Source organism: Ramlibacter sp. P4_H7 (genome assembly GCF_056400765.1).
On the sequence record NZ_JBFUKP010000009.1, the window covers coordinates 96,973 to 110,547 of the forward strand.

A 13,575-nucleotide genomic window follows, 5' to 3' on the forward strand; every position below is an offset into this window, starting at 1 on the left:
GGTCTCCGCCAAGCGCGAGGAGATCATGGAGGCCATCGCGGCCCACCAGGTGGTCATCGTCTGTGGCGAGACCGGCTCGGGCAAGACGACGCAGCTGCCCAAGATCGCGCTGGCGATGGGCCGCGGCAGGCTCAACGCACCGGAGGGCAAGGGTCGGCTGATCGGCCACACGCAGCCGCGGCGCATCGCAGCCTCCAGCGTCGCCAAGCGCATCGCCGAGGAGCTGGAGACGCCGCTGGGCGAGGTGGTGGGCTACAAGGTGCGGTTCCAGGACCGGCTGGCGCGCGATGCCTCGGTCAAGCTGATGACCGACGGCATCCTGCTGGCCGAGACGCAGTCGGACCCGCTGCTCAACGCCTACGACACCATCATCATCGACGAGGCGCACGAGCGCAGCCTCAACATCGACTTCCTGCTGGGCTACCTGCGCCAGCTGCTGCCGCGGCGGCCCGACCTGAAGGTGGTGGTGACCTCGGCCACCATCGATGCCGAGCGCTTCGCTCAGCACTTCGCGTCCAGGACCCGCCCGGCGCCGGGCCGTCCCAAGCCGGGCGACGCCCCCTCGGGGGGTGGCGACGACGCGAAGCGCGGAGACTGGGGGCCACTTGTTCCCGCGCCGGTCATCTACGTGTCGGGCCGGACCTTTCCGGTGGAGCAGCGCTGGCACCCCTTCGAGGAAACGCGCGACCACGACCTGAACGACGCGATCGCCGATGCGGTCGACGAGCTCTGGCGCGGCAATGCTCCGGGCGACATCCTGGTGTTCCTGCCGGGCGAGCGCGAAATCCGCGAGGCGGCCGACCACCTGCGCAGGCATCTCGCGCACGACGTGATGACGCGCAACGCGGAGGTGCTGCCGCTGTTCGCGCGGCTGTCGCAGCAGGAGCAGGACCGCGTCTTCGACGGGCACACGGGCCGCCGCATCGTGCTGGCCACCAACGTCGCCGAGACCTCGCTCACCGTTCCGGGCATCCGCTACGTGATCGACACCGGCACGGCGCGCGTGAAGCGCTACAGTTTTCGCAGCAAGGTGGAGCAGTTGCTGGTCGAGCCGGTCAGCCAGGCGGCGGCGAACCAGCGCGCGGGCCGCTGCGGCCGCGTGGCCAACGGCATCTGCATCCGGCTGTACGACGAGCAGGACTTCGCGGGCCGGCCACGCTTCACCGATCCCGAGATCCTGCGTTCCTCGCTGGCGGGCGTGATCCTGCGGATGAAGTCGCTGCGCCTGGGCGTGGTGGAAGAGTTTCCCTTCATCGACCGGCCCTCGGGACGGGCCATCACCGACGGCTACCAGCTGCTCAACGAGCTCGGCGCGGTGGACGACGACAACGAGCTCACGGCCATGGGCGCGGAACTCGCGCGGCTGCCGCTCGACCCCCGTGTCGGCCGCATGATCCTGGAGGCGCGCGAACGGGGCGCGTTGCAGGAGGTGCTGGTGATCGCCGCGGCGCTGTCGCTGCAGGACGTGCGCGACCGGCCGATGGAGCTGCAGGCGCAGGCCGACCAGCAGCACGCCAAGTTCGACGACGAGAAGAGCGAGTTCTCGGGCTACTTCCGGCTCTGGCAATGGCTGGAGGAGGCGCGCGGCGGGCACGGCAAGGAACACAAGCTGTCGAACCGCCAGTACGAACAGCTGCTGCGGCAGAACTTCATCAACGTGCGCCGCGTGCGCGAGTGGCGCGACGTGCACAGCCAGCTGCTGACGGTGGTGACCGAGCACAAATGGCGCATGAACGCGCAGCCCGCCGGCTACGAGCAGCTGCACAAGTCCATGCTGTCGGGCCTGCTGGGCAACATCGGCTTCAAGCTGGAGGACGACGAGGCCTATCTCGGCGCGCGCGGGATCAAGTTCTACCGCCATCCTGGGGCGCACCTGAAGAAGCGTCCGGGCCGGTGGATCGTCTGCGCCGAACTGGTGGAGACCACGCGCCTGTTCGGCCGCGGCATTGCCAACATCGAGCCGCAGTGGGTGGAGGAGGTCGCCGGTCACCTGCTGAAGAAGCAGTTGCTCGATCCGCATTGGGAGAAGAAGGCGGCCGAGGTGCTGGCGCTGGAACGCGCGACGCTCTACGGCCTGGTGATCTACAGCGGTCGCCGCGTGCCTTTCGCGCGCGCCGACCTGCAGGGCGCACGCGAGATCTTCCTGCGGGAAGGACTGGTGGCGGGCGAGTGGGAGACACGCCTGCCATTCCTCGCGGCCAACCAGAAGCTGGTGCGGCAGGTCGAGGAACTGGAACACAAGTCGCGCCGCCAGGACGTGCTGGTGGACCAGGAACTGATCTACGCCTTCTACGACCAGCAGGTGCCCAGGGACGTGTTCGGCGGCGCCACCTTCGAAGCCTGGTACCGGCAGGCCGGTCGCGGCAAACCGGACCTGCTGAAGCTCACGCGCGACGAGCTGATGCGGCACGAGGCCGCCGGCATCACCACGAATGCCTTCCCGAAGACGGTGAAGCTCGGGGGCGTGGATTGCAGCGCCACCTACCTGCACGAGCCGGGCGATCCGCGCGACGGCATCACCGTCTCGGTGCCGCTGTTCGTGCTGAACCAGGTCGCCGAGGAACGCGCCGAGTGGCTCGTGCCCGGCATGCTCAAGGACAAGATCCAGGCGCTGCTGAAGAGCCTGCCGCAGAAGCCGCGCTCGCGCTTCGTGCCGCTGCCCGAATCCGCCGCGCGGCTGGCGGAGGTGCTGTCCGCGCCCGAACGCCATGCCAACGGAAGCCTCACGGATGCCTTGCTGAAGCAGGTGCGCGAGGCCACCAGCCTGGACGTGAAGCGCACGGACTTCAAGCTGGACATGGTGCCGGCCCACCTGTTCATGAATTTCCGCGTGGTGGACGAACACGGCCGGCAACTGGGCATGGGACGCAATCTCGGAGCGCTGAAGGCGGAACTGGGAGCGAAGGCGCGCGGCGCGTTCCAGGCGCTGGCGGGGCTGAAGGTGGCCGCTTCGGAGCCTGAGGAAGTTTCTCCTTCCCCCTCTGGGGGAGGGCGGGCTGGGGGCACGCCATCGCCAGAGAAGGACCGGGCCAGCCCCCCTCCCAACCTCCCCCCGGAGGGGGGAGGAGAAAAGCGCTACACGGCCTGGACCTTCGGCGAACTGCCGGAGTTGATGGAGATCCGCAAGGGTGGTACCAGCCTGGTCGGCTTTCCCGCGCTGATCGACAAGGGCGACGCGGTCACGATCGAGGTGTTCGACGAACCCGAGGTCGCGGCCGCGCGGCACCGCGGCGGACTGCGGCGGCTGTTCGCGCTGCAATTGCGCGACGCGCTGAAGTACCTGGAAAAGAACCTCCCGGACTTGCAGAAGATGGCCGTTGCCTTCATGCCGCTGGGCACGCTGGAAGAACTGCGCGAGCAGATCCTCGAGGTCGCACTGGACCGCGCCTTCCTGCTCGACCCGCTGCCGGCCAACGCCGCGGACTTCCAGCGCCGGCTGGAGGAGGGCCGGGGCCGCCTCACGCTGATCGCCAACGAGGTCGCGCGGCTCGCCGCCACGATCCTCGCCGACCACGCAGCCGCCGCCCGCAAGATCAAGGACACCCGGATCCAGCAGGAAACGACGGCCGATGCATTGCAGCAGCTGCAGCGGCTCGTGCCCAAGCGCTTCCTGGCGGTCACGCCCTGGCCGCGGCTGCAGCACCTGCCGCGCTACCTCAAGGGCATCGTGCTGCGGCTGGACAAGCTGCGGGCCAATCCGGCGCGTGATGCGTCCCGGCTGGCCGAGCTGAAGCCGCAGGAGCAGCGCTACTGGCGCCTGGTGGCCGAGCGCAAGGGTGCGGTGGACGAGCGAATGGAAGACTTTCGTTGGCTTCTGGAGGAGCTGCGCATCAGTTTCTTCGCGCAGGAGCTGCGCACGCCGCAGCCCGTGAGCGTCAAGCGCCTGGACAAGGTCTGGAGCCAGTTGCAAAGCTGACGCCGCCCCGCACCGATACCCACGTTCGCGGTAGAAAACCGGATACGCCCGGGCATGGCTCCCGGCACACTTGCAGCCGGCAAAGGGGATCACGCATGGACAGACGCAGTTTCCTCGGCTCATGCACGGCCGGCGCCGCGGGCCTTTCCGCCGCATCCGCCCTGTCCGCCTATGCGGCCAACGCCCCACCGAGGGAGTACGGCAAGGCACTGCTGGTCAACGAGCGCGGGGATCCGTTGAAGGCGTCGGACCTGAAGCCGCAGGTCAACTACGTCTTCCACTATCCCTTCGAGGCCACGCCCGTGTTCCTGCTGGATCTCGGCAAGCCGCTGGCGGCCACGACCCTCAGCACCCAGGAACGCAACTCGTACAGCTGGCCGGGCGGCGTGGGCCGCAACCGCAGCGTCGTCGCGTATTCAGCGATCTGTGCGCACCAGCTGGTGTACCCGACCAGGGACGTGAGCTTCATCAGCTTCCGCAAGACGCGGGCGCAGCGCGGCGTGCAGGACGGGCTGATCCACTGCTGCGCGGAGCACAGCCAGTACGACCCCGCGCGCGGCGCGCAAGTGCTGTCCGGCCCGGCCCGGCAACCGCTGTGTGCAGTGCTGCTCCAGCACGATGCCAAGGCCGACACGCTCACGGCCTATGCCACGCTCGGCGGCGAACTGTTCGACGAGTTCTTCCGCAAGTACGAGATGAAGCTCAGCCTGGACGTCGGCCCCAGGGCGAAGAATGCGGTGGTGGCGCAGGCCGTGGTGCGCGAACTGGACCGGTTCTGCAAGAACGCGATCCAGTGTTGAGTTCTTCACTTTGAAAAGTCGCGGGCGACTTTTCAAAGTGGCCTGATCGGTGTGAAGAGGACCGGCAAAGCCGGATCCCCTTCACAGGAGGGACCGCGCTGCATGCTATTCCGCGCGGTCCACCCGCCGCTGCGCGGGGGATCCCTGTTCAGAGCCGGGCCAGCCGGTCCAGCGCGGTGCGCAGGGTCTCGTCCTTCTTGGCGAAGCAGAAGCGCACGACGCGCTGGTCGAAGCCGTTGCCGTAGAAGGCGGACAGCGGGATGGCGGCGACGCCGATCTCGCTGGTGAGCCACTTGCAGAATTCGTCTTCCTTCAGGTCGCTGACCTTGGAGATCTCCACGCACTGGAAGTAGGTCCCCTCGCTGGGCAGCAGCTGGAAGCGGGTGCGTGCGAGGCCTTCGCGGAACAGGTCGCGCTTGTGCTGGTAGAAGGCCGGCAGCTGCAGGTAGGGATCCGGCGAGGCCATGTAGCTCGCGAGGCCGTACTGCATCGGCGTGTTCACCGTGAACACGTTGAACTGGTGCACCTTGCGGAATTCGGCCGAGAGCACGGCGGGCGCGGCCACGTAGCCGACCTTCCAGCCGGTCACGTGGTAGGTCTTGCCGAAGCTGGAAACGATCAGCGACCGCGCCGCCAGGCCCGGAAAGCGCGCGGCGCTCTGGTGCAGCTGGCCGTCGAACACCATGTGCTCGTAGACCTCGTCGCTGATCACGAAGACGTCGGTGGGCGCCAGCAGATCCTGCAGCTGCAGCATCTCGGCGCGCGTCCAGACCGTGCCGCTGGGGTTGTGCGGCGAGTTGATCAGGATCGCCCGCGTTTTCGGCGAGAGCGCGGCGGCGATCTTGGGGAAGTCCGGCCGGAAGGTGCCCGGCACCAGCGGCACGCGCACCACCTTGCCGCCGGCCAGCTCGATGTTGGGCACGTAGCTGTCGTAGCAGGGCTCCAGAACGATCACCTCGTCGCCGGGCTTCACGATGGCCAGCACGCAGGTGATGATGGCCTGCGTCGCGCCGGCGGTGATGGTGATCTCGCTGGCCGGGTCGTACCTGCGCCCGTACAGGGACTCCACCTTCGCGGCCACGGCCTCGCGCAGCGGCGCGATGCCGGTCATGGGCGGGTACTGGTTCAGGCCCTTCTTCATCGCGTCGGTGACGCCGTCGACCAGCCGCGGGTCGCAATCGAAGTCGGGGAAGCCCTGGCCCAGGTTCACGGCTCCCTTTTCGGCGGCCAGGGCGGACATCACCGTGAAGATGGTGGTGCCCATGGTGGGAAACTTGGTCTGGATGGGCGGGGTGCGTTCGGTCGTGCTCATCATGGTCGGTATCGCTCAGGCTTGATCCAGGGCCACCGCGGAACCGGCTTCGCCGGGCCGCTGGTGGCGCCCCTTCGAGAGGGAGGCGGCCGCAGGCCGCTTCGGGGGTTGGTCACATCTCATAGTCGTTGCCGTGGCCGGCCATGGCCTTGGCGATCAGGTTGCGGTCCAGCCGGTCCGCCAGCAGTTCGGCGAACCGGTAGACGAAGTTTCGCAGGTAGGCGCCGCGCTTGAACGCGACGCGCGCCAGGTTCTGTCCGAACAGGTGGCCCAGCGGGCGCACCGCGAGGTCCGCGTTGGTGCTGCCCAGGTCGTCCTTCACGGCCATCTCGGCGACTATGCCGATGCCCAGGCCCAGGCGCACATAGGTCTTGATGACGTCGGAGTCGATCGCCTCCAGGGCGATGCGCGGCTTCAACTTCTTCTGCGCGAAGGCGCCGTCGATGCGGGTGCGGCCGGTGTAGCTGGGGTGGTAGGTCACCAGCGGTTCCGCCGCGATGTCCTCGAGCGTCACGCGCTCCTTCTTGGCCAGCGGGTGCGCCTGTGGCAGCACCAGCACGTGCTGCCATTCGTAGCAGGGCAGGGTCACGAGGTCGGGGTAGTCGCCCAGCGATTCGGTGGCGATGCCGATTTCCGCGATCTCGTCGAGCACCATCCGCGCCACCTGGTCGGGCGAGCCCTGGTGCAGGCTCACGCTGACCTTGGGATAGGCCTCGCGCAGCTTGGCCACGGGAATCGGCAGGACGTAGCGGGCCTGCGTGTGGGTGGTCGCGATCGAGAGGGTGCCGCTGTCCTGGGCGCTGAACTGTTCGCCGATCCGCTTGAGGTTGCCCACTTCCCGCATGATCAGCTCGATGCTCTTGAGCACGTGCTGTCCGGGCTCGGTCACCCGCTTCAGGCGCTTGCCGTGCCGGGCAAATATCTCGACGCCGAGCTCTTCCTCGAGTTCGATGATCGCCTTCGACACCCCCGGCTGGGAGGTGTGGAGCGCCTTGGCCGCTTCCGTCAGGTTCAGGTTGCGCCGCACCGCCTCCTGCACGAAGCGAAACTGATGCAGATTCATACTGAATTTCTTCTAAGGCAGAAATTCATTATGCCAAAGCTTCTTATTCCAATGCGATCTTTGCCAGTAGGTCCACGACCCGGCCGTCCTCGCCGACCGGCTTCTGCAGCACGAAGCTGACCAGGGGATGGCGGGCCTGCAGTTCCTGCACCAGCGCGGGCAGGTCTTCGCGGGCATGGCGTCCGGTGCCCAGGAACATCGGGACGATCGTGATGGTGCGCGCGCCGCCTGCCGCGAGCTCGCCAGCGGCCTGCGGCAGGTCCGGCGCATCCAGCTCGAGGTAGGCGCAACGCACCGGCGTACCGGGCTGCAGGGTGCGCAGGCGGGCGGCGACGGTCTCCATCGGCAGGCGCCACAGCGGGTCGCGCGAGCCGTGGCCGAACAGGACGATGGCCTTGCCCATTTCAGCGCCGCAGCACCAGCCAGCTGAAGGCGCCGAGCGACAGCAGCGTGTAGATGAAGCCCGGGGCCCCGGCGGCGACCCAGGGCACCCAGTTTTGCAGGTTGCCGATGTAGCCGAACACGTTGTTCAGCAGGAAGAAGCTGATGCCGATCAGCACGCCGCCGAAGACGTAGCTCGTGATGCCGCCCGAACGGAAGTGCAGGTAGGCGAAGGGCAGCGCCAGCACCACCATCACCAGGCAGCTGAGGGGATAGAACACCTTGCGCCAGAACTCGATCTCGTAGCGCTGGGAAGTCTGCGAATTCGCCTCCAGGTGCCGGATGTACTCGAACAGCGCGATCGTGCTCATGCGGTCGGGCTTGAGCAGCGCCACGGACACCATCTCCTGCGTGATCTCGGTGGGCCAGCGCATCGTGGGCAGCTTCACGCGTTCGACCCGCGCGGACCCGTCCTGGGTGTTGAATTCGCTGCGTTCCACGTCCTCGAGCACCCAGCCGCCTTCGCCGAAGGTCGCGCGCGGCGCCTGCGTGATCGACACCAGCAGCCCGCGGGAGTCCGCCTCGAAGATGCGGATCTTGCTCATGTGCCCGTCGGGTGTCATGGCATAGACGTTCACGTTGTAGGAAAGATAGCGCTGGCGCTCCTTCAGCCAGGCCCCGGTGGTGCCGATCGACACCGCTCCGCCGAAGCGCGCCTTGAGCAGCTGCGCCGTGCGATCGGACAGGGGGGCGAGGTAGTCGCCGCTTGCGAACGTCAGCACGGTGAAGGCCAGCCCGAGCCCGAGCAGGGAGCGCAGGGCGCGCCACGGCCCGAGGCCGCTGGTGCGCAGGATGGTGTATTCCGAACTCTGGGCGAAGCGCGCCATCACAAAGATGGTGCCGATCAGCACCGCGATGGGCAGCAGCTCGTACAGGTGGCTGGGCATGCGCAGCGAGACATACACCAGCGCCTGCGTCAGGCGGTAGGGCTGCATGCGGTTCAGGTCGCCCAGTTCGTCGACGAAGTCGAAGAAGAAGAACAGCGCGAGGAAGCCGATGCTCACGAAGGCCACGGCATACAGCACCTCCACGTAGATGAGGCGGCGGATGGTCTTCATGCGGTACGCCTGCGCATCCGCTGCAGCAGCAACGGCAGCGCCCAGTTGTTGTGCTGCTTGGCCAGCCACAGCGTGCCCAGCAGGAAGGTGCCGCCGTGCACCACCAGCAGGAAGGCGGCGAAGCCCATGCGCTGGTTCGCGATCCAGCTCTGGCCCAGGTTCAGCATGTTGAAGTACAGGACGAAAGCGAACAGGGCGAACACCAGGTTGCCGCTGCGGCCCACGCGCGGGTTGACGCTGGACACGGTCACGGCCAGCAGGACGAAGTTGATCCCGGCCAGGGCCAGTCCGAGGCGCCACGCGAGCTCGCCGAGATTCAGGGGCGTGGGGTTGGCCACGAGCGCAAGGGTGGAGCGCGCCTTGCTGGGGCTTTCCTCGCCCGTGATGAGGTTGTTCTCCCGCACGCGCGTGCCGTGCACCTCGAACTCGCTGATGCGCAGGCCCTCGCCCTTGAGCGAGTTCTCCAGCCGCTGGCCGTTGGACAGGATGAGGAACTGGTCGTCGCCGATGGTCTCCACGTGCCCGCTGCGCGCCGACGTGACGGTTTCCTTGTCCTTCTCAAGCGTGGAGATGAAGATGTTGCGCCCGGACTTGTTGTCGGGCGTGTCCTTGTCCAGGAAGAACACGCGGCGCCCGCTGGCGGATTCCTGGAACTGGCCGGGGGCGACGCGCTCCAGGTCACCGCGCCGGCCGTAACGGTCCTTCAGGTCCTGCGTCTGCTGGTTGGCCCAGGGCCAGATCCAGAGCGCGAGCAGCCCGATCACCAGCAGCACGGGCCAGGAGAACCGGAACAGCGGCCCGACGAAGGTGGAGAGGCCGCGGCCCGCGGAGAACCAGATCACCATCTCGCTGTCGCGGTACATGCGCGAGAGCGTGCCGACGATGGCGATGAACAGCGACAGCGTGAGGATGGTGGGCAAGTAGCCGAGGACGGTGTAGCCCATCACCATCATCACTTCCTCGGGATTCACGCTGCCCCGGCTGGCGAGGCTCAGCGTGCGGATCAGGGTCATGGTCATGACGATGGTGACCAGCACCACCAGCGAGGCCCCGAAACTCCGGGCCAGCTCCTTGCGTACGGTTGAATGGAATAACATCGGCGGCTGGAAGCGCCTCGAGCGCAATGAACAACAAGAGATTATGGACTTCGAACTCAAGACCCTCGACCTCGCGGGTGCGGCCAACGAGAAGACCGACGTGCTGCTGGTCCTGGTCAGGGAAGGTTTCCAGGGCGGGCGCGACCCCGTTTCCCGCCTCGTCGCGGCTGCGTTGCAGGCCCGCGACCTCGAGCCCAAGCCGGGCAAGATGCTGCAGGCCTACCGCCCCGAGGGCATCGCCGCGACGCGGGTGATCCTGGCCGGCGCCGGGGACGGTTCCGGCAAGCGCCTGCACCAGGCGGTGCAGGCCGCCGCCGGTGCGCTGCGCTCCTCACCCGCACGCAAGCTGACCATCGTGCTGCCGGCCGGCAGCGGCGCGGAAGCGGTGCGGGCCGCCGTCTGCGGCACGGCCGAGAGCAGCTACGTGTACGTGGCGACCAAGTCCAAGCCGGAGGCCCGAGAGCTGAAGAAGGTGGTGGTGTGCGTGGAGGACGCCGCTGCGCAGAAGGCCGCTTTCCTGCGCGCCAGGGCCGCTGCCGCCGGCATCGAGTTCGCCCGCGAGCTGGGCAACCTGCCGCCCAATTACGCCACCCCCACCCGGTTGGGCGAAGAGGCGACCAAGCTCGCCAAGGCGCATGGGCTGAAGGTGGAGGTGTTCGGTCCCAAGGAGGTCGCCCGCCTCGGCATGGGGTCCTTCCTGGGCGTCGCCAAGGGGTCGGCAGAGCCGCTGCGCTTCATCACCCTGCGCTACGAGGGCGCCGGCAAGGGCGACGCGCCCATCGTGCTGGTGGGCAAGGGCATCACCTTCGACACCGGCGGCATCTCCATCAAGCCCTCGGCCGAGATGGACGAAATGAAATACGACATGGGGGGCGCGGCCAGCGTGCTGGGCACCTTCCGCGCCCTGGCGGAGCTCAAGCCCAGGCTGAACGTCGTCGGCCTGATCCCCAGCTGCGAGAACATGCCCGATGGCGCTTCGTACAAGCCCGGGGACATCCTCACCAGCATGAGCGGCCAGACCATCGAGGTGCTGAACACCGACGCGGAAGGCCGGCTGATCCTGTGCGACGCGCTGAGCTACGCGGAACGCTTCAAGCCGCGCGCGGTGATCGACGTCGCCACGCTGACCGGCGCCTGCGTCGTCGCCCTGGGCGGGGTTCGCAGCGGGTTGTTCGCGACCGACGACGACCTCGCGCAGCAGCTGCTGGCGGCGGGCGACGCGGCGCTCGACCCGTGCTGGCGCCTGCCGCTGGACGACGAATATGCGGAAGGCCTCAAGTCCAACTTCGCCGACGTGGCCAACGTGGCCGGGCGCGCCGGCGGCGCGGTGGTGGCGGCCAAGTTCCTGCACCGCTTCACCCAGAACTATCCGTGGGCCCACCTCGACATCGCCGGCACCGCCTGGAAGGGCGGCTCGGCCAAGGGTTCCACGGGCCGTCCCGTGGGGCTGCTGGTGGAGTACCTGATCGCGCAGGAGTCCGGCTTCGGAGGCAAGGGAGCCGCCGTGGCCAGGCGCCCGACCGCCCGGGCGAAGGCGGGCAGGGGCAAGGCCCGCGCCAGCTGATCCCATGACCGAGGTCGCCTTCCACTTCAACGTGCCCGACAAGCTGGCCTACGCCTGCAGGTTGCTGCGCAAGGCCACGGGGGCGGGGTCGAAGGTGGTGGTGACGGGGGAGTCCCAGCAATTGCGCACGCTCGACACGGAGCTGTGGACCTTTTCCGCGCTCGAATTCATTCCGCATTGCCATGCCGCATCGGCCGACGCGCAGGTGCTCTCCGCCTCGCCGGTGGTGCTGGCCGATACGCCCCGGGGCACCCCGCACCAGGAAGTGCTGGTGAACCTGGGCGAAGGCGTGCCGGAAGGCTTCGAACGCTTCGAGCGACTGATCGAGGTGGTCAGCCAGGACGACGGCGACCGGCAGCAGGCACGCGTGCGCTGGAAGCACTACGCGGACCGCGGCTACGCCATCCAGCGGCACGACCTCGCGCAGCGGGAGTCCGGTGCATGACCAACCGGACGCCGCCCCGTTTCGTGCCCACCCTCACCGAGGTCGTGCAATCCGGCCCGGTGCCGCTGGCTCCCGCCACGCCCTCCGTGTCGCAGGAGCAGCTCGCGCAGCGCGTCCTGCAGCGCGTGGACCTGGCGCTGGACCGGCGCCTGCGCGAGGAACTCGCCACCGTGATCCTCGAGCAGACCAGCGCGCTGCTGCCCCTGTTGCGTGAACGCCTGGAGTCGGTCGTGCGGGAGGTCGTGGCCGAAGCTGTCGCCGAAGAGATGCGGGCGCGTCAACCGGGAAGCGGCTCGGGCGTTTGAGGCGGAGCAACGAAGCTCGCAGTTCGCTGACGACCTAGACCTTACCCTATGGTTCGGGCGCGGAAATTGCGATAACGTCGCCACCCGTTGAGCGAACAACAAATGGATCTCAACCTATATTTCCAACCCGGAGGTTTTATGCAATTCACACTGAAATTGACGGCTGCCGTGGCGATCGCCGCGGCTTGCGGCATGGCCGCCGCCCAGGAACAGGTCGTCAAGATCGGTCACGTGGCGCCGCTGTCGGGTGCGCAGGCGCACTACGGCAAGGACAACGAGAACGGCGTGCGCATGGCCATCGAGGACCTGAATGCGCAGAAGATCAAGATCGGCGGCAAGACGATCAAGTTCGAGATCCAGGCCGAAGACGACGCCGCCGACCCGAAGCAGGGCACGGCCGCGGCGCAGAAGCTGTGCGACGCCAAGGTCGCCGGCGTGGTGGGCCACCTGAACTCCGGCACCACCATTCCCGCCTCCAAGGTGTACAACGACTGCGGCATCCCGCACGTCACCGGCGCGGCCACCAACCCCAACCTGACCAAGCCCGGCTACAAGACCACCTACCGCATCATCGCCAACGACAACGCGCTGGGCGCGGCGCTGGCCCTGTATGCAGCTGACACGCTCAAGCTGAAGAAGGTCGCCATCATCGACGACCGCACCGCGTACGGCCAGGGCGTCGCCGAAGTGTTCAAGAAGACCGCCGTGTCCAAGGGCATGACCGTGGTCGACGAGCAGTTCACCAACGACAAGGCCACCGACTTCATGGCGATCCTGACCGCCATCAAGTCCAAGAACCCGGATGCGGTCTTCTACGGCGGCATGGACCCGCAGGCCGGCCCGATGCTGCGCCAGATGGAACAGCTGGGCATGTCCAACGTGAAGTACTTCGGCGGCGACGGCATCTGCACCGCGGAAATCGCCAAGCTGTCGGCCGGCGCCAAGACGCTGGGCAACGTGATCTGCGCCGAAGGCGGCGCCTCGCTGGGCAAGATGCCCGGCGGCACGGCCTGGAAGGCGAAGTACGACGCCAAGTACCCCAACCAGTTCCAGGTCTACAGCCCGTACACCTACGACGCGACCTTCGTGCTGGTCGATGCGATGAAGCGCGCGGACTCGGTCGACCCGAAGGTCTACACCAAGGAACTGGCCAAGACCAACTTCAAGGGCGTGACCTCCACCATCGCCTTTGAACCGAACGGCGAACTGAAGAACGCCGCCACCACGCTCTACAACTACAAGGACGGCAAGAAGACGCCGCTTTGAGCTGCTGATCCGCGGTAACCCCGTGTATCGAGAAGGCCGCCTCCGGGCGGCCTTTTTCGTTGCGGCAGCGTCGCTGCGCATGCGTCGCGCGCTTGCCTCACGACTGTAGGTTCCGGCGCGCATTTCTTGTCGGCGCGCTCCTACAACCCGCGCCAGCATTGGCTTTGCGGGCGGTTGCGAAATCCAGTCGTGTTGTCGGCCGTTGTCGAAGACAGTACCCTCCCAAGGTCTGTTGGTGTGCCAACAGTTGCTTACCACTGGGGGATCACATGGAAGTTCTGGCGAAGCTGCCTGCTGCTGAGCATCGA

Annotated in this window: 11 protein-coding genes; 6 read left to right on the top strand and 5 right to left on the bottom strand. The window is 67.4% G+C overall.

Annotation, left to right across the window (positions count from 1 at the left end; all coding sequences use genetic code 11):
- Positions 1-25 precede the first annotated feature (25 nt).
- Both hrpA and AC1DSA_RS14120 read left to right on the top strand, forming a co-directional pair.
- On the top strand, positions 26-3,916 hold the full coding sequence (gene hrpA / locus AC1DSA_RS14115; protein ID WP_477890378.1) for an ATP-dependent RNA helicase HrpA: 3,891 nt from the start codon (positions 26-28) through the stop codon (positions 3,914-3,916).
- 95 nt (positions 3,917-4,011) lie between these two features.
- Positions 4,012-4,716, top strand: coding sequence for a Rieske (2Fe-2S) protein (locus tag AC1DSA_RS14120; RefSeq protein WP_477890179.1), 705 nt, complete (start codon positions 4,012-4,014; stop codon positions 4,714-4,716).
- 148 nt (positions 4,717-4,864) lie between these two features.
- Here AC1DSA_RS14120 and AC1DSA_RS14125 read toward each other — a convergent pair whose 3' ends face one another.
- From AC1DSA_RS14125 to lptF, 5 genes are all read right to left on the bottom strand, one after another.
- A complete protein-coding gene (locus AC1DSA_RS14125) occupies positions 4,865-6,028 on the bottom strand; it encodes a pyridoxal phosphate-dependent aminotransferase (protein ID WP_477890181.1) in 1,164 nt (387 codons plus the stop codon).
- Between the two features lie 112 nt (positions 6,029-6,140).
- The gene (locus tag AC1DSA_RS14130) at positions 6,141-7,091 is read right to left on the bottom strand and encodes a CysB family HTH-type transcriptional regulator (protein WP_477890183.1); all 951 of its coding nucleotides are present in this window, start codon (positions 7,089-7,091) and stop codon (positions 6,141-6,143) included.
- 43 nt (positions 7,092-7,134) lie between these two features.
- A complete protein-coding gene (locus tag AC1DSA_RS14135) occupies positions 7,135-7,494 on the bottom strand; it encodes a sirohydrochlorin chelatase (protein ID WP_477890185.1) in 360 nt (119 codons plus the stop codon).
- 1 nt (position 7,495) lies between these two features.
- Positions 7,496-8,590 (bottom strand): LPS export ABC transporter permease LptG, encoded by a 1,095-nt coding sequence (lptG, locus tag AC1DSA_RS14140; RefSeq protein ID WP_477890187.1) that lies wholly within the window; start codon positions 8,588-8,590, stop codon positions 7,496-7,498.
- The gene (gene lptF, locus AC1DSA_RS14145) at positions 8,587-9,687 is read right to left on the bottom strand and encodes an LPS export ABC transporter permease LptF (RefSeq protein WP_477890189.1); all 1,101 of its coding nucleotides are present in this window, start codon (positions 9,685-9,687) and stop codon (positions 8,587-8,589) included. The genes lptG and lptF overlap by 4 nt, the downstream gene beginning before the upstream one ends.
- Positions 9,688-9,730: 43 nt before the next feature.
- Here lptF and AC1DSA_RS14150 point away from each other — a divergent pair, with 43 nt between their 5' ends.
- From AC1DSA_RS14150 to AC1DSA_RS14165, 4 genes are all read left to right on the top strand, one after another.
- Positions 9,731-11,251 (top strand): leucyl aminopeptidase, encoded by a 1,521-nt coding sequence (locus AC1DSA_RS14150; protein WP_477890191.1) that lies wholly within the window; start codon positions 9,731-9,733, stop codon positions 11,249-11,251.
- Between the two features lie 4 nt (positions 11,252-11,255).
- A complete protein-coding gene (locus AC1DSA_RS14155) occupies positions 11,256-11,696 on the top strand; it encodes a DNA polymerase III subunit chi (RefSeq protein WP_477890192.1) in 441 nt (146 codons plus the stop codon).
- Positions 11,693-12,001: a hypothetical protein gene (locus AC1DSA_RS14160; RefSeq protein WP_477890194.1), complete on the top strand. Its 309-nt coding sequence runs from the start codon at positions 11,693-11,695 to the stop codon at positions 11,999-12,001. Before AC1DSA_RS14155 ends, AC1DSA_RS14160 begins: the two co-directional genes overlap by 4 nt.
- A 138-nt stretch (positions 12,002-12,139) precedes the next feature.
- Positions 12,140-13,267 (top strand): branched-chain amino acid ABC transporter substrate-binding protein, encoded by a 1,128-nt coding sequence (locus tag AC1DSA_RS14165; RefSeq protein ID WP_477890196.1) that lies wholly within the window; start codon positions 12,140-12,142, stop codon positions 13,265-13,267.
- Positions 13,268-13,575: the final 308 nt, after the last annotated feature.